The 16,595-nt window shown below is 40.4% G+C and carries 11 protein-coding genes; 4 read left to right on the forward strand and 7 right to left on the reverse strand.

Features of this window, described 5'->3' with window-relative positions; genetic code table 11:
* Positions 1–1,935 (reverse strand): tetratricopeptide repeat-containing sensor histidine kinase, encoded by a 1,935-nt coding sequence (locus BMW98_RS15925; RefSeq protein ID WP_090259730.1) that lies wholly within the window; start codon positions 1,933–1,935, stop codon positions 1–3.
* A gap of 265 nt (positions 1,936–2,200) precedes the next feature.
* Here BMW98_RS15925 and BMW98_RS15930 point away from each other — a divergent pair, with 265 nt between their 5' ends.
* The 4 genes from BMW98_RS15930 (at position 2,201) to BMW98_RS15945 (ending at position 7,778) form a co-directional block, all read left to right on the forward strand.
* Entirely contained in the window at positions 2,201–4,249 is a 2,049-nt protein-coding gene (locus BMW98_RS15930; protein WP_121505200.1) for an FISUMP domain-containing protein, read from the forward strand.
* A 96-nt stretch (positions 4,250–4,345) separates the two neighbouring features.
* On the forward strand, positions 4,346–4,951 hold the full coding sequence (locus BMW98_RS15935; protein ID WP_090259734.1) for a hypothetical protein: 606 nt from the start codon (positions 4,346–4,348) through the stop codon (positions 4,949–4,951).
* A 10-nt stretch (positions 4,952–4,961) separates the two neighbouring features.
* A complete protein-coding gene (locus tag BMW98_RS15940) occupies positions 4,962–6,578 on the forward strand; it encodes a hypothetical protein (protein WP_139177610.1) in 1,617 nt (538 codons plus the stop codon).
* Between the two features lie 123 nt (positions 6,579–6,701).
* The gene (locus tag BMW98_RS15945) at positions 6,702–7,778 is read left to right on the forward strand and encodes a hypothetical protein (RefSeq protein ID WP_090259738.1); all 1,077 of its coding nucleotides are present in this window, start codon (positions 6,702–6,704) and stop codon (positions 7,776–7,778) included.
* Positions 7,779–7,859: 81 nt separating this feature from the next.
* Here the strand turns inward: BMW98_RS15945 and BMW98_RS15950 are convergent, their stop codons facing one another.
* From BMW98_RS15950 to BMW98_RS15975, 6 genes are all read right to left on the reverse strand, one after another.
* Complete coding sequence (locus BMW98_RS15950) at positions 7,860–9,422, reverse strand: RagB/SusD family nutrient uptake outer membrane protein (protein ID WP_090259740.1); 1,563 nt, start codon at positions 9,420–9,422, stop codon at positions 7,860–7,862.
* 17 nt (positions 9,423–9,439) lie between these two features.
* Positions 9,440–12,850, reverse strand: coding sequence for a SusC/RagA family TonB-linked outer membrane protein (locus BMW98_RS15955; protein WP_090259742.1), 3,411 nt, complete (start codon positions 12,848–12,850; stop codon positions 9,440–9,442).
* Between the two features lie 118 nt (positions 12,851–12,968).
* Positions 12,969–14,021, reverse strand: a complete 1,053-nt coding sequence (locus BMW98_RS15960; protein WP_090259743.1) for a FecR family protein — start codon at positions 14,019–14,021, stop codon at positions 12,969–12,971.
* 157 nt (positions 14,022–14,178) lie between these two features.
* On the reverse strand, positions 14,179–14,733 hold the full coding sequence (locus tag BMW98_RS15965; protein ID WP_090259745.1) for an RNA polymerase sigma-70 factor: 555 nt from the start codon (positions 14,731–14,733) through the stop codon (positions 14,179–14,181).
* A 349-nt stretch (positions 14,734–15,082) separates the two neighbouring features.
* Positions 15,083–15,859 (reverse strand): 5'/3'-nucleotidase SurE, encoded by a 777-nt coding sequence (gene surE / locus BMW98_RS15970; protein WP_090259747.1) that lies wholly within the window; start codon positions 15,857–15,859, stop codon positions 15,083–15,085.
* A 76-nt stretch (positions 15,860–15,935) separates the two neighbouring features.
* A complete protein-coding gene (locus tag BMW98_RS15975) occupies positions 15,936–16,589 on the reverse strand; it encodes a hypothetical protein (RefSeq protein ID WP_139177612.1) in 654 nt (217 codons plus the stop codon).
* Positions 16,590–16,595: the final 6 nt, after the last annotated feature.

Raw genomic sequence — 16,595 nt, forward strand, 5'->3', positions numbered from 1 at the left:
CTACAACGGTACAGTTATTACAGCCACTACTCCACTTTCGGCACTTGGCTCGTAGTTCACGGTTCCTTTTATCATATCTAGCCTGTTTCGAATATTCATCTGTCCATGCCCGTTACTATTCGCATTACCAAAACCTTTACCATTGTCTTCTACCAAAAGGCTCAACTTATCTTTCAATCTAATCAATTGTACATTCACCTTTGTGGCCTCTGAATGTTTAATAATATTGCTAAGCAATTCTTGCAAAATTCGGTACATGCTTATTTCTATGCGTTCATTTAACCGATCTTCCATCTTATGATGTTCAAAATCATAAGTTATTTCAGTGTATTGAAAGGTATTTCTAAGTAGGTCTTCAACAGCCTTAACAAGTCCATCGTCCATTAGTGCTCTTGGCATCATTTGGTGGCTAATTTGCCTCACCTCGTCTGCAGATTTAGTAAACTGGCTAGTAATATGTGAAAGCTCACTTTTCAGGTCACCATCAACTTTCTTTTCAACAGAAGACAAACCCAGTTTAAGCGCATTGAGTTGTTGGCCTATGCCATCGTGTAGGTCTTTGCTAATTCGCTTTCGCTCTTCTTCTGTGGCTTGTACAACGGCCTCTAAACCCCGCTCCTTTTCCTCAATAATAGCAGCTTGCATTTGCTGCTTTTGTTTTGCTTTATTTCGGTTATAAAAAAGCGTGCCACCTAACAGAATCAGCCCTAAACTGGATACTAGCAAAGTAACCTGCGTATTTCTTGAAGCAATCGTGGTTTTCTGAGTTTGAATTTCGAGGTCCTTCTCAGCGGTTTCATATTTAATAAGAAGGTTATTTACGCTTTTAGTCTTCTCAACGTTTTTCAATGAATCGTTGAGCATTTTAAATTGCTCATATGCTAGTAATGCATTTTTATAGTCTCCCTTTTGCTTATACAGTTCAGCCAAATTTTCCTTAACAGCGCGTAAGTAAAGCTTATCGTTGTATTGATTGCATAGTTCTTCTGCTTTAAGCATTTCAGCAATTCCCTTATCGTATTCACCATTCACTCCAAATATCTCGCTTCTGTTCACCCATGCCTCTATAAAGCCCAAAGGATATTGAAACTCATTTGAAAGTCTAATAACTTCTTCAAAGTATTCGTTAGCCGTACTGTATTCCTTCTTCTTAAGATATACCTGCCCAATGTTGTTTAAAGCACCTATTTTGCCATATACAAAAGTGGCACTATCATAAATTGCCCCGGCAATACGAGCCTCTTTCAACGCTAAATCGAGTGAATCTGAGTTTAAGTATGCACTGCTTAAGTTGATATGGACATGACCATTATTGATTTGAACTGGTGATCTATACTTGGCGGCTAACTTGGTATACTTTACAGCGTTTTCCCAATCTTCTAAACCAATGTAGCTATTACCAATATTAATATACACACTGTTCAATACTGAGGATTTATTACTTACCTCATCATTATTATTAGCATAATCAAGCGCCTCTAATAGATACTCCACTGCGAGCGAAAACTCATTCATATCATTGAGCATCATCCCCCTATTGTTCAACACTCTAGTGACATTACCAATACTCTCTGCCCTTTTGTACACCAGCTCCGCGCTGTCCAAATATTTACCGGCCATTTCACTATTTTCCTGATATAGATACACATAGCCGAAGTCCATATATACCTTACCAATAAGCGTATCGTAGGCTACCCCATCATACTGATCTTTGATATACTCTCCTTCCAAACCATAATAATAAAAGGCAGAATCGTAGTTCAGGTTCGCTTCATAAAATCGTCCCAACTGCTTGTAGCCATTCACAACGTCCATGGTTACATTTTCCTTTAAGGCATTGTTTAAAACTGTGTGAAGACTATCGGACTGAGCATGTAAACTCAGCGGCACAGACAGGCATAAGACAAGCACTAGCCAATCGAATCTCTTTTTCATTGGTCAAAGTTTCTGCGACACAAGTCGCTTTGAGGTGATAAAAATTAGTAACCGATGCTGAGTCTCTTTGAAAATAATTAATCAGGATGGAAAGTAAAAGCAACAGACACACTTTAGTGTATTTCAAATGCATTTTAAAAAGCCTCAAACACACAACGACAAGACACCATAGCTACCCAGAAACCATGAGAAAAACCACCGAAACCTAGGAGTGAAATACTGAACGAAAGATGAGAATTTTGAATGCACAAAAATCCTCAAAGCAATGAAATACTTTAAATTAGTCTTGGCCTGCCTCATGATAGGCTGTACAAGCTCAGCACTTGCCCAAAACCATTTAACCGATGTCGTTGAGTATCCAGAAGAAGTAAGCTACCTAATTTCTCTTTTGGAAGAAGACCTGACAGAAAAGAGGAAACAAGAGTTCTATACAATGTTTCCCGTACCCGACAAGAAGCTTCCAAACAAGCGTCAAAAAGAAAGTAAAAGCGAAATCTATTATGAACTAGAAACCTCTGGCTACGAGGTCAAGTATTTTAAAATAACCCAACCGAAGCAAAAGAAAGAGCAACTTACATTTTTTGGCAAATCCACCTATTCCGAAATTAAAAGTGCGCTCTGTGAATCTGAAAACTTCGTTTGTCCAACATCCAATCAAACCACCTATATCAACTCAATAGACCTAAAGCTTTCAAGATTGGTCATCTTGCAATTCGATCCCAAAACAGGTTTGCTCAACCATATAGAGTACAGCGGTTCCAGAACATTTCAAAACAAATTCTCTGACGGGCTTCCCCAAGAACTTTGCTCTTTCACTCCAACCATAACCCCAAAAAACATACAACTCAATGCTTCGGGCATTTGCCTGGAAGGGAATTGTGAATCATGGAAGGGCACAATGCAATACGGAAACCTTGTATTTAAAGGAACACTAAAAAACGGCATTCCAAATGGCTATGGTAATATCTATTTTGTTGATGGCTGTAAATGGTTCAATGTAAAAAACAAGCCTTCGGAGTATATAGAGGCTGAATTCAAGAATGGCATAGCTCAAGGAGCTTTCCGTTTCAAAACAGATCGTTATGAGGGTGTTCCGAGGGATGTCATTTTCTATGAAAATGGTAAACCTTCCAGAATTCTTGTTCCGAAATCAGAGAATACTCCATACGGCTATAAATCTAAAATCACTCCTGACTTCAAACGCCACGATGATTCCGCAGTTATCGATATCCCCAAACTGGGTAAAATTGTTGCGCGGTTCGAAAACGACCAATTAATTGTACCTGATAAAATCTATGAATTCAGAGACTCTAAAAGGCTTTTGTACAAGGGTCGTTTAGACCAATCACTCAAAAAAACTGGCTATGGTCAATATCAGGTAGATCATTCTGACCTTATTCTTTCTTCTTTTTTCAAAAACAACAGACTTGTACTGGATAGTATTACTTCCATTCGAATGCCTGAAGAAGGATCAGAATATATTGTGGGGGGCTATCTAACTTATTTTCCGTGGGGTAAAATTGAACTAGAAAGAGCCCAAGCCAAAGTAAGTCTAGACTATATGGAAGGAACACAGCTGATAAAAGCAGAAAAGCTCTTGGTGGATGGAGAGGATTTTGTTCCTATTGGGAGAGTTGAACTATACACAGCGCGAAATGGAGAGTTGGTTCATAATGAAAATGACTACGGTATTTATGATGAAGGCGGGTACTTTATTCTTAATAAGGGTAAGAACTATTTCAACCGCCCAATTAATCCTGTGATTTCACGAGGAAAACTTAAAGACCCCCGGGACGGGACGGTCTATAATACTGCAACCTTACGAACATATAACAATAAGCTCGTAACCATGTTCACACAAAACCTAGCCTATGACGGTGCTCCTAGAAACACGATAGCCTATTCAAAATATGGATTGGCTTTTTATAGCAGAAAAGCACTGAGGAATCTTTGTCCACCAGGTTGGAGAATCCCCTCTTCTGATGATATCATAAACATTATCAAACCATTTTCAACCCATCAAAAAGTAAACAATGGAATTAATTTTTCCCCTAACCCTAGTCTCGAATCTTTAGAACTGTTCCGAGATAAATCGGGCTATTATACAGCCAATGACCATATTAGCTCCGAAAGAGGCTTAAGGCTAAATGGTGATCGAGCACTTTTTTGGATTACCGATGCACCTCCCGGACACTTTGGCGTTTTAGTAGTAGAACCCGGTGCTACAAACGAGGCTAAACTTACTTATAGAAAAGATTGGGATGGACAAACCGACTATTTGACCTGTCGGTGTATTAAGGATGGTTCGCTCTAATCCCTACCCAAAAACCGTGAGAAAAACCACCGAAAGCAAGGAGTGATTAAAGCTTTGAGCTTAGAGAACTTTGGAATAACAAAACTTCTCAAAGCAATGAAAACAAAGAACAAACTATTAAGAACTAAGCTACTTTTAGTAGTAGCACTATGTTTCACCGTATTTGCTTGTGACAACTCACCAAGCGAAGACGAAACCCCAGAAACGCCCGGAAACACAGGTAATATTGAAAATAATACCTTAACAGCCGATGGGCAGAAAAAGCAGCTAAGTATATACACGTTTGCCAAAAATGGCCCTCAACTTGAGTTCACGGCACGAGAGTCGTTAAACACGGGTGTACCTAGTATTGCCATTAGAATAAATGGCTTGCCAAGTTCAAGCACAACCCTACACTTTCAAGACGACTCAAATGATCCAGCAGAAATTCAGACCGATGAGTTTTGGACACAAATGAACGATGGCACACAAGTTTGGTATCCTGTCTTCACTTCTGATGCCTTTGAAACAACTGGCAGTATGGAGGTAACAGTAGCTGGAGACATCATCACTTTTGCTTACTCAGACATTCAACTGAATGATCACTACATCTCATCCAATGTAACGAAAACCGTCAGTTGCAGTGGAAAATTTTCGATTCACGTTTCTGAGCTCGATTTGAGCCAGGACGGAAACAGTTCAGGAAATCTTGCCACCAATTAAGCTACGAACCATGAAGAACCTATTAAGAATAGTCGTATCACTTCTGGTCTTAGCTTCAGTAGCTCAAGCTCAGGAAATAGAAATCAAAGAAGTAGACCTACCCCTTAGCAAAGAAGCAGGGAAAGCGGCAAAAAAGGGAGAACTCCTTAATGCTGGCACCTATTGGAACTCGGATAAAACAGCAACACATAACTTCTATGTTTATGAAGATAAAAAGGAAGGTCTAAAATTTATTGAGTTTACAGTAGACAATTCAGGGAACGTTACCTCCACCACTGAAGAAGCCTACAACGCAGCAAATTTGGCTAAATACAACTTGGTAGTAGAACCCAAATTAACAGATGATAAAGACCCGAATAATCTGGCAGGAAAGGAGTTCGGTTTTTTTAGAAAGACAGTACTAGCCGGAAATCCCAAACTTAACATGGGTGAGTTCGAAAACAACTATGTCAACGGACTTTGGGTAGGCTATAAGTTTAAAAAAGGCGAGCAAACCAGACTTGAAGAACGGTTTTGGCCTTTCGTATCCTTCGCAATACAAGACGGAGTTGACAACCAGCACTATCAAACCAGGAAAACCGCCAAACTTGGCAGGACTCTTTCCGGAGACATTAACTACATCCCTATGGATGGCAAAGCATTTATTGCTGGCCTTATGGCCACATCAGACGGTGAGTACATCTCTGGAGTTTTCGATATGGCAACACAAACCTGGGACAATAAAGTAATTACCCCAATGAAGGCACCAATTGGCCTTACCTACGCTCAAACCGATTACGGTGTATTGAACTTGGTTTCCATGAGTTCCTCAAATGACAGCAACCGTGCCGCCATTCTGATGGACTATCAGGGTAATGTGCTCAATAAAATTGAACTTCCACTAGCTCAAAAAGAAAGCCAACAACCAGGAGCTGAAATGGAAATACTTGAAGATGGTGAAGCTCAATTTGTAGTTGGTCCTTATTATGAAGGTGGGAACAGAAAGAATATCGGGCTAGTGATTCACAAAATCACAGATAAACTTGAGTTTTCTAAATTAATAGCTATCGATCAAATTGAAGCATCGATAGTAGAGCCGCCTAAGGCAAAGGATAAATTCAAAAAGTTCTACGAAATAAGTATTGAGACTATCACAAAGCTGAAAGACGGTAGCTACATGCTTTCTGTCAGCAGCCGTAGAGATCCAATCACTACACTTATACTCCACCTTTCTTCATCAGGCGACCTTATGACCACTTATATGATTGATGGTATGGAAGGAGATAATAATGATGCAGTAAGAATAATTGGCAAATCGGCCATTCATTTGGACTCAGACATCATTGAAGCAAACGGTTCAGTGTACGCACTCATTAGGTCTATCCCTAGCGGTTTAGAACAAGGCGTCCATACTTCAAGTGACAGTTGGGGAAATTCGGTAATTACAACTACTGTTAGGATTGATGAGCTTATGGCTGCTGGGAAAATTGCTAAGATAGATTTAGCAAGTAAGAGCATTACACAATCAGATATGTTCGACAACCTCCTAGTTGGACAGCAACCATATATTATTTCTCCAGATGGCACCTTAATCTTCAACACACTTAATCAGAAGAAAAAGGAAAGAGTAAAAGTGTTGGTTAAGTAGTTGGTTAGCCTCAAAGCATACTCCATATGCTTTGAGGTGGAGTTGCCTATTAATGGCAGTGGGGGCGTTAGTGTGCAGCCCCCATACTTTTTACTTTATCATTATCAAATACCTCAAAGCAAAATGAAAACAACATTCAAACACTTGTTCACAAGCCTGCTGTTTATTGCCTCGCTTCAAACACAAGCCCAAAACCTTGACAACTTTAAACCTGTCGGCAACCAGTTATTGCAAGACATTCAAAACAGCTCTAGTTCGGCACTACCCAGTAAATCAGTGCTTGAAACATACTTTCGCAAGGCAATTCTCCCCTCTCAAAATGTAATATTAAGTGATACTGAATTCTCTGAAAGATTGGATAAAGCAGCTACAGGGCTAAAAGAAGCCTACGAAAAAAACACTGCTGACATTCTCAACACGCTCAATATTAAGAACTTCGAACACTTTGAACTCAGCATGTATGCTATAGTACCTTTAAATGTAGAAATCCATGAAAGTAAAAGCTCAGGAGCTTTTGCTGTACCCGATAAAACCAAAGACAATCTTTCCACAGTAAAAGCGCTGTTCTTAATTGGCGATGATAGCCAAAGACTCCTAGTAAATGGTGTACTAATTGTCTTAAACAATGAATATCATTTATTAAAATTGGAGAACGAGCTATATACTTTAAGGGTCAGTAGTGGCCAATACTATGAATTCCTTAAACGGTTTAAGAAGATCATTGAATTGCAGATTTCCCCATCTGACATTGGTGAGAACCCGTTGTTTGGCAAGCAGTTTAAAAAAGAATGGTACAGGTGTAGTATTCAGCTAAAGGGTGATGGCTCTCCTACCCTTATCAGAACACAGGTGTCATCTGATGAATTCTTCGGTATGGAGTCTAAAACTGAAATTAAAACGGTTCTATTTTCTAACCTTGAAAAGAATGAAGCGCTTGAGAACATCTATAAGTTCATGTCGGTGTTAGCCCAAGAATTAATCATTCCGGCCACCCCATCAAACCAACTACGCGAAAGTATAGCCACAAAACCCTATACTTATCAGCTATTAAATAAAGATGATAAGTCAGGAATTGAACTTGCTCAGCTACAAATAAAATACGCTTCTAAGGACCAAGTAATATTCAACCTCGAAGTAAAATTGATCCCCCAAAAAAATAACAGATTTGATGTTGAGTTATGGATGATTCGTGAAAAGTAAAAGGCTGGCCCCTTTTGGGCCAGCCATCCTTACTAAACTACTAACTACAAAGAGATTACTCCTTTGTGGTTATCCTTCTAACTAAAACTCAAATGGTTCCGAACCATCTGGGTTTCCAATTCCTCCAAAAGTGTAGTCTGGTAAACCGAGCACCTCTAATTCCGAAGCAGGGATTGGAATACTAAGAGGTGTACCCGGAGTCAATTTCAAATCTTCAATAGTTGTCATTCTTCTGGCAAAATAGCCCGAACAAGCTGCATTCCAGCTTAACTCGACCAAGCGCTCATAAGTGATAGCGTAAAGCAATTCATCATCAGATTCAGTTCCGGTTAGTGGCGCCAAACCACCTCTATCAACTCGTGTTTCGTTAATCAAGCTCGCTGCTAAAGCCTTATCGCCACCTGTTCTAACAAGCGCCTCAGCTCTCAACAAATTATTCTCAGATACAGTGAAGTGAGGCATTTCACCTACATAATTATTCACTCTGAAATAATTGTATCGGCTATAATTGTAGTTACCATAAACAAAGAACCCTCTATCTGACCTAAACGGCACACCGTTGTTATAAGAGAAGTCCGTTGCCAACCTTTGATCTACCGGATTTTCAATTTCCGGATAAGTAAGCACATCGTTTGCCCATGGATAAGGTGCTGTTGGGTGATCAGGATCTGTATCGGCAGGGTTTTGAATATCTCTACCTCCAGAACCACCTTCCATCATGTTTATCATACGTTGAGAAACGCGCACCCATCCTGGATCTTGACCCTGAATTAGTGCTCTTGTATACCAATCGTTACCACCGTCTCCATTAGGAGAAACGTCCATTGTTAAACCATTGGTAGTCCATTCGAGTACTTTCACCCAGTCAGTTTCGGTTTCTGTTTGAGCCGCATTTCTGGCAGAATAAGCCTCAATTTTAGCTGCATAAGAGCGCGCAAACCTGGCTGCCTCAGTTGCTGGCAAGGTTACCCCGTTAAACCCGGTTAAGGTTGTTTCTGGATTAGCTTCAAAAATGGCCGCTGCTTCTAAGAATCTGGCTACAGCCGCATCAGCACATTCTTTATAATTACTGAACTCCAGGCTACCCAAGTCTTCATCTGTAAGGTCCTCGCTTACAATAAATCCTTGGTCGAAAAACAGCGCTACCCAACCTAGTGCCAAACCTTGCATCATTCTAGCGTTAGCCAAAACCAAAGCAGTGTTATCTTCTCCTGTTTTTGGGTCAATTGCTTTTCCGTCAAACTCGCTATTCATTACTTTCAACACATCGTTAACTGGCCCAATGGAGTTGTAAATTCCCCTCCAAGGGTTTCTGTTAACATACACTGTTGATGCAGTATTCGAGTTTACAAACGGCCTTGGAGGAATTCTTCCTCCATCGAACATGGCAAAATTGGTCCATGACGAAGAGAACACTTGAGCAGCAACGCTCAAGTACATGTTTGGATAAGAAATTTGGGTTTGGTTCCACCATTCGCCATAGGCACCCTGTACAAGTCCTGGATAATCACCAGGGTTACTGAGTACACCATTAATGTCCAATGCATTCGGATTATCAACCTCTAAATCCTCGCAAGCCGTAAACGATATGCACGCAATTGCTAAGCAAGCTCCTATTCTTTTCAATGATTTAATACTTTTCATATTCAATTAATTAGAGATTAGAAGTTAAGTGATAGTGATCCTGAGAATGTCCTAATCAAAGGGAACGTGTAGCTATCGTATCTCGTGTTAATACCTCCAGCCATTGGGTCGAAGCCTCTATATTTAGCAAACAACAATACGTTGTTGGCGATAAAGCTTAATTGAACTGACTTAAAGACATTTTTAAGACCAATACGCTCTAATTGTGGGGCTGTCATATTATAGTTAATAGAAAGCTCTCTCAATCTAACGTGCGAAGCGTCCTCCACATACTCTGCATTTAGCCTTCTACCATTGTAGATTGATTGGCGGAATGAAGTATAATGTCTCTGTCCTTCTGGTCTATGAGCTTGATCGTAGTCTGGTCCCAAACCATCTCTATCCAATGAGGCTAAACCTGCGTTGTAGATGTCACCACCAATTTGTGTTTCCCACAACATGTAAATATTGAATGCTTTGAATCTAAAGCCAGTTCTAATACCAAGGTTAAGGTCTGGGCGAGCATTACCTATAAGTAACTCTTGCTCTTCTTCACCATCCTCGTTCACCAAAGGCACCACGCGCTCATCTGATGTGTATTGAGATCCTTTAGGAATTACAAAACCCATGTCATTGATCTCATAATCATCTATTGTAGATGTGTTCCCAAGGCCAGCAAACTGCCCGTTCAATACAATTCCGTTGTCGTCAACTGTTAAATCAGAAAGTGATTTAGCATATCTACGACCATACATCTGAGTAAGCTCAGAGCCCTCTTTCCAAATACCCGCACCGCCAGCAAGTACCTGTGGTGCATTAAATTCAGTAATTGTTTGAACAGTTCTATCTCCTACCAAATCGAAGGTTAGCCCTAAGTCTGCCTTATTAATGGCCTTGTAACCTAAAGTAAACTCAATTGTATTGGTAGAAAGTGTTGCCGCATTTTGAATTTGCGTAGAACGCCCACCAGTTGCAGCTACAGATACAGGTACCGAGAGTAACTGATCTCTATTTTCTTGAGTTGAATAAGAAACTAGTAAGTCGAACTTATCTAAGAACTGAGATGACAATGTAAACTCTGCTTCTGTGGTGATGTTTGGCTTCAGATTCGGGTTCGCCAACTGTTGCGGGAATGAGATCAACCCATTACTTACATTGGCAATTTCGTACTGATCATTGAAACCAGGTCTTCCCCCTGCTGTTCCTAAAGAAGCAGAAACTTTTAGCTCGTCAACACCATCAATTTGAAAGTCTTGCGTAATTCTCCATGCTAGTGAACCACGGCTAAACCACTGCCATCTTTCGTCTTCACCAAATAATGAAGAACCATCTCTTCGTACTACAAAGTCGAAAATGTAACGGTCTTTGTAATCACCACCAACGGCTAAAGCATAACTATCCGATCTAATCTGTAAAGGTCTTGTATCTCCTACAGAAAGGAATTGGTAACCCAAGCCACTTGTATCGGCTCTTACAGCACGGAAGTTATCGAAACCGGCTACGCCTAAGAAGTCTCCATCAATATTAAAGCCCTGCTCAACGTCATCTTCATATTGATACTTCAATGTAGATCTCAAATTCCAGTCACCGAATTGCTTGATGTAAGAGAATGCAGCACTTGCGTTCATTGCAACCTCCTCGTAGTAGCCTCTATCTACATCACCCTCTTCAGGTATACCGTTAGCATTCGCCAAATAGCCAATATCTGTGTAACCTGTAGAATTGTCTGCTCTGGTATCAAAACCAAACAAACCAGTGAATTTAAGCGCCTCGCTTATGTGAACATCTCCTTGTACACTGGCAATAAAACGCTTTCTGATTCTTTCAGACTCTCTGTTTGCCAATTGATAGAATGGGTTAAAATAAGAGCCTAATACAAATGAGTTAGCATTATAGTTGTAAGGGCTTCCATCCTCTTCGTTAGGAGCAAAGAAATCTGCATCAGGAGACGCGAAGATCAAAGTTTGAATATCTCTAGGGCGTGTATCATCTTTATCCCAAATGTATCTTGATCTAACCTTTAGGTCTAAAACGTCAGCAAAGTTCTGATCTAAACCAGCAGAAAAATTGTAACGTGTGTTACCATCGTGCATGGCAATACCGCCAGATGCATTCTGCTGCTCGAACGAAACGCTCATGTTCCCATTTGCAGTTCTATTCATCAACCTTACATAGTTTCTAAAAGAAGTTGAGCCCTCAAAGAAGTCATCCAGGTGATCTTTGTAAACTGCAAAAGGCTTATCATTAATAGAAGGTGTGTCGTCTAATGCCAAACCATCAGCATCAGTAATAATGTTGCCATTAGCATCTACCTGCTTGTTATGGAACTTGGCCTTTTCTGGGTGACGATCTTTGTAAGAACGCTCCATTGTCACTTCGCTTCTAACAAAAACGTCTGTTTGACCAACCTTTAGGTTCTTACCCGACTTGGTATAAATGGCAATTACACCGTTTGCTGCTCGCGAACCGTAAAGCGTTGCAGCCGAAGCACCTTTCAGTACCTCATATCTATCGATATCCTGAACATTAATATCTGAAAGACTACCTTCCAATATGGCACCATCCAGTAGAATAAGCGGGCCATTAGATGTTCTTAAGTTGGTTGCACCTCTCAGTAAAATATCTGGTGCTGCACCCGGTACCGAACTTGGTGAAACGCGTAAACCAGCGATTTTACCTACAAGAGCATTACCTGCATTTGACGCTGGCGCTTTTGTAAGCACCTCTGAATCAACACTTGCAATGGTAAAAGATAATTTCTCCTTAGGTGTTTCAGATGCCACACCAGTTACTACCACCTCTCCCAAACTCTTCACATCTGGAGTAAGCTCTACATTAATTACCGTTCTGTTACCTACGGTTTCCTCTTTACCAACATAGCCGGCAAAACGGTAGATAAGTACGGAGCTCTCACCCGGAACAGTGATTTCGTATTTACCGTCAACATCACTCGTGGTACCTTGCACAGTACCTTTAATTAGGATATTTACGAAGGGAAGTGGTTGACCATCGTCAGTACCAGTTACAACACCAGTAATTGTGCGCTCCACTTCTTCTACAATCACAGGAGCGTTTTTGCTTCCATTTGAATTAGCAGCACTTACAGAAATGCTATTGTTTACTCTTCTAAACTTAAGGCTTCCTCTTTTGGCAATAAGTTTTAAAACATCTGCCACTACATACTCTTGCTTTGGCAAATCGAGTTTTACAGTATTACTAAGGTCTCTATTCTTATAAAAAAACTCGAATGGAGTTCGCGATTCAATAAGCTCAAAGGCATGCTCAATAGAGGCTTCCTTCAGCTCGATTTCAATTTTAAGGTCATGTACGCCTTGGGCGTTAGCCGATGCAGATGCAAGCATATTGGTTGAAGAAAGCAAGCAAGCCACAACGGTTAAAAACAAATACCTAGCAAACGATGATACGTCTGCTCGTTCGTTTTTTTTCATATATTAGTTAGTGTTTGATTAAACATAATTTTAAGTCCGGGCCGCTCTATTGCAGTAGATTGGCTCGGCATTTTTGCTCGGTTGAAGCATATAGGTTCACATCATAGGCACATACTCTCTAGGTTGGTTTAATTACTATCCGGTTGCTATCAAACTCACTGGTAAAGCCCATGGAGTAGCCCAAAGCCTCCAACACAACCTCTAAACTCTGGTTGGTGAACTTCCCAGTACCTTTTACATTCATTATTTGTTTAAAATCATCTATATCCATCTGGATGTCAACATCATACCATCGCTCCAAAACATACACCATGTTTTTAAAGGCGGTGTTTTCAAAGTGAATGGTATTGTTCATCCAGGCCAAGGTTAAGTCACTATTGAAAGACTCTACTTCCATTTCGCGCTTAAACTTATTATAGGTGAGTTGTTGAGAGGGCATTAGGCGCACCGCTTTACTTGTGGTATCCGGTTGACCGTTTTTAAATCGCAAAACATCAACAATGCCAGTAGCAAGCGATGTAGCTGCATCCCGATCTTTTCTATAATCTCTAACATTAAAAGATGTACCCACTGCGGTGGTCACAAGATTATCTGAAACTACTACAAAGGGTTTACTAGCATCCTTTGCCACTTCAAAAAATGCTTCTCCCTCCAAGTATACTCTGCGCTCCTTCTGCCCAAAGTCTTCTCTAAAAACAAGCTTAGATTGCGCATTTAAATGCACTTTAGTTCCATCCGTCAAAAAGAATGAACTACGAATGCCTCTTGGGTTTTCTTTTACTGTTTCAGTATATGTGTAGCGGGCATCTTCCTCTGGTAATGTGTTGTTTCTAAGATAAAATAAGGCAGTGATGCTTACTGTAAGCAATAAACACAGATAGATGACCGCGCTGGTCCTTGATCTCCTTCTACCTATGTTTTCTCTTCTTATTGGAGGCCTGTTACTTTGCTTGTCGCCAGCCAATGCTTTTGCTACCACTTTTCGCTGGAGCCCTTCCTCATCAATATTGTGTATGTTTTGTGACGGTGTTTGCTCCCAAAGCTCCTTCATCAAAACTTCCTGCTCCTTAATAGAGGAAGAAGAAAGGATCTTCTTGGCCAAAGCATCTAACTGTTGCTTTACATCACCACTATTATCTTCTGGGTTTTCTTTCACTGTGTTGTTAGGCAATTGTTAAGCCTGCCTAATAGTATTACACAGATTAGTTTGGCTAACCGTTACTCTGGCTTAAAATAAATTTTACAAAAATGTAAAAACACCCCATAAGAGAGCTCACAAGGGTATTTAACCAAAATAAAAAGTTGTTAATATTGAGATAAAACGACTCTTAGGCCACAGCACTGCTGCAAAAGGCCAAGAAAAAGATGTGTTCTGAATTTTCGCTAATAAACTTGAGGGCCTTCCGCATTTGGCCTTCAACGGTATTAATAGAAATCCCCATTCTTTGCGCAATTTCCTTATTACCCAAACCTTCGAATCTACTTAGTTCAAAAATCATGCGCCTGCGTTCGGGCATCAACCTCACAAGCTTTTTAAACTCCTCTTGCATGTTGTTAAAAAGCACCTCTTCCATAGTGTTTTCTACCAAACAATCTTGTTCTTCAATTGAATCTAATTGTTGGAGTTTCTTATTGTCGCGAATCTTATTGAGTGTAAGATTTTTTGCTATTGTAAACAGAAGGCCTTCTAGCGACATTGCCTCGTCTATGCGGCTTCTAGTACTCCATATTTTGAGGAAAACATCCTGAGCTAATTCTTCAGCCTCTTGCTTAGAGCCTATAATGGTGTAGCAGTAGTTGAAAATACGGGTATGGTATTCTGATACGAATAATGCCAAAGCCCTTTCGTTGCCACTTTTAATGTCAGCAATTAACCTTTCCATAATACAGTTTTCCTCTTAACTGAAATAATGGTTAGGCACCACAAATCTGATAGTTGAGTTTCCTTTTTAGTTGAGGTGCACCATTCCATTTTAGCACTTAACCACACGCTTAGCTAAGTACCGCACTTGGGTAACATTGCGTTAAACTACATAAAGATTTGGTAAGAAACCAAGCAGGCAGTTTTACATGTATATACTGATAATGGACGGTCTTATGTAAAAATAAAAACCATGGAACTCTCTAAAAATAAAAAACTAGAAAGGGCGATAAACAGAGCGCTCTACCAAATAATATTTTGAAGAATAAATTTCATCAAATGTCATTCAAGCAAGAAAGCACAAGTTATTACTATATATCCCAATCATCATTTATCTGGGCAATGGCATGATGGGCCGTTAGATCGTACTGGCATGGCACCACAGCTACATAGTTATGGTCTACTGCCCAAACATCGGTATCTTCTCCCTTGTCGTTGTTCACAAAGTTGCCAGCCAACCAAAAGTAAGGTCTACCATAAGGGTCTTTTCTATGATCGAACTCTTCTTCCCAATGTGCTTTCGCCTGCCTGCATATTTTAACCCCTTGAATCTTCTGGTTTTGTTTTGGCGGAAAATTAACGTTCAGAGCTACTCCTTTTGTTAGTCCATTCTCCAAAACCTCTTTGGCAATTTTCTGGATATATTCTACCGTATGAGAAAAGTCTGCATCGTGAGAGAAATCTGCCAATGAATAACCAATTGAAGGATGGCCTTCTATGGCACCCTCAATAGCTGCCGACATGGTTCCTGAGTACAGTACACTCACAGCCAAATTGCTGCCGTGATTTACACCACTCACCACCAAATCGGGTGTTCTATCCTTAAGCACATGGTGCTTGGCAAGCTTTATACAGTCAGCAGGAGTTCCCGAACACTTGTAGGCATCTACCCCAATATCTTCAAACAAATCTGACGGTATTAATCTTAGTGGTTCACCAATAGTAATGGCGTGCCCCATCCCTGACTGCGGACTATCTGGAGCTACTACAATTACCTCTCCAAGCGCGGTCATTGCCTCCGTGAGTACACGAATACCCTTTGAGGTTATGCCATCATCATTCGAAACTAAAATTAAGGGCTTTGCCATATATTGAAGGAGTTTTTAAGAGCCGCCAAGTTCGGAACATCTGGTGGCATGAAAAGAATAAATAAGAAAAATTTAGCTAAAGATTTTCTAGCGTATTGAAATACTGAACCAGCTTAGCCATATCTGCCACACGGTCCACTTTCAACTTTTCGTGTTTAACAAAACGCTTCAGCTCTTTCTGATGATTGCCTAACTCCTCTATCACATCAGACTTTTTGGAATTAAGGGCTACAACATTGCCCTGATCATCGGCTAAAAATAGACGGAATGCCAAATACCTACGCGTAGTATTCCCCATTGGTGATGGATTATAATATGGGTAGCGATAACCATACCTGCTGTAGCCACTGTAAGACCCTGCGCTACTCGTAGTGGTTGCTATATATTCGCGTGCTAATAGAGACTTGGTTCCCTCTGCAATCAGCTCAAAGATTGTGGGCCTCTCATAACCCGCTGAATTCTTAAAAGGCAACACATAAAAGTCTCGCTTTAGTTTATCCTCCTGCATTATAATCGAGAAGGTGTAAAACTGGCTGGCATGATACGTCTCAATCTTGCTATTGATGGCGATCTGAATGGAGTTGGCGTCCAAATCGTATTTAATAACCCCATTCTTTGTTTTACCATCATCAAGGGTTACGCTCCCCTCGTACCATTGGCTTTGAGGGAAGTCCTGCGCCATAAGAACAGCAGGTAGAATAAAAAACAATATGAGTAATGCTCTTTTCATTACTAG

It is taken from the genome of Roseivirga pacifica (genome assembly GCF_900111145.1).
Taxonomy (GTDB): domain Bacteria; phylum Bacteroidota; class Bacteroidia; order Cytophagales; family Cyclobacteriaceae; genus Roseivirga; species Roseivirga pacifica.

Bases quoted from the DNA above. Each gene is read 5' to 3' on its own strand.
- BMW98_RS15925 (WP_090259730.1), bottom strand. From the start codon at position 1,935: ATGAAAAAGAGATTCGATTGGCTAGTGCTTGTCTTATGCCTGTCTGTG.
- BMW98_RS15930 (WP_121505200.1), top strand. From the start codon at position 2,201: ATGAAATACTTTAAATTAGTCTTGGCCTGCCTCATGATAGGCTGTACA.
- BMW98_RS15935 (WP_090259734.1), top strand. From the start codon at position 4,346: ATGAAAACAAAGAACAAACTATTAAGAACTAAGCTACTTTTAGTAGTA.
- BMW98_RS15940 (WP_139177610.1), top strand. From the start codon at position 4,962: ATGAAGAACCTATTAAGAATAGTCGTATCACTTCTGGTCTTAGCTTCA.
- BMW98_RS15945 (WP_090259738.1), top strand. From the start codon at position 6,702: ATGAAAACAACATTCAAACACTTGTTCACAAGCCTGCTGTTTATTGCC.
- BMW98_RS15950 (WP_090259740.1), bottom strand. From the start codon at position 9,422: ATGAAAAGTATTAAATCATTGAAAAGAATAGGAGCTTGCTTAGCAATT.
- BMW98_RS15955 (WP_090259742.1), bottom strand. From the start codon at position 12,850: ATGAAAAAAAACGAACGAGCAGACGTATCATCGTTTGCTAGGTATTTG.
- BMW98_RS15965 (WP_090259745.1), bottom strand. From the start codon at position 14,733: ATGGAAAGGTTAATTGCTGACATTAAAAGTGGCAACGAAAGGGCTTTG.
- surE (WP_090259747.1), bottom strand. From the start codon at position 15,859: ATGGCAAAGCCCTTAATTTTAGTTTCGAATGATGATGGCATAACCTCA.
- BMW98_RS15975 (WP_139177612.1), bottom strand. From the start codon at position 16,589: ATGAAAAGAGCATTACTCATATTGTTTTTTATTCTACCTGCTGTTCTT.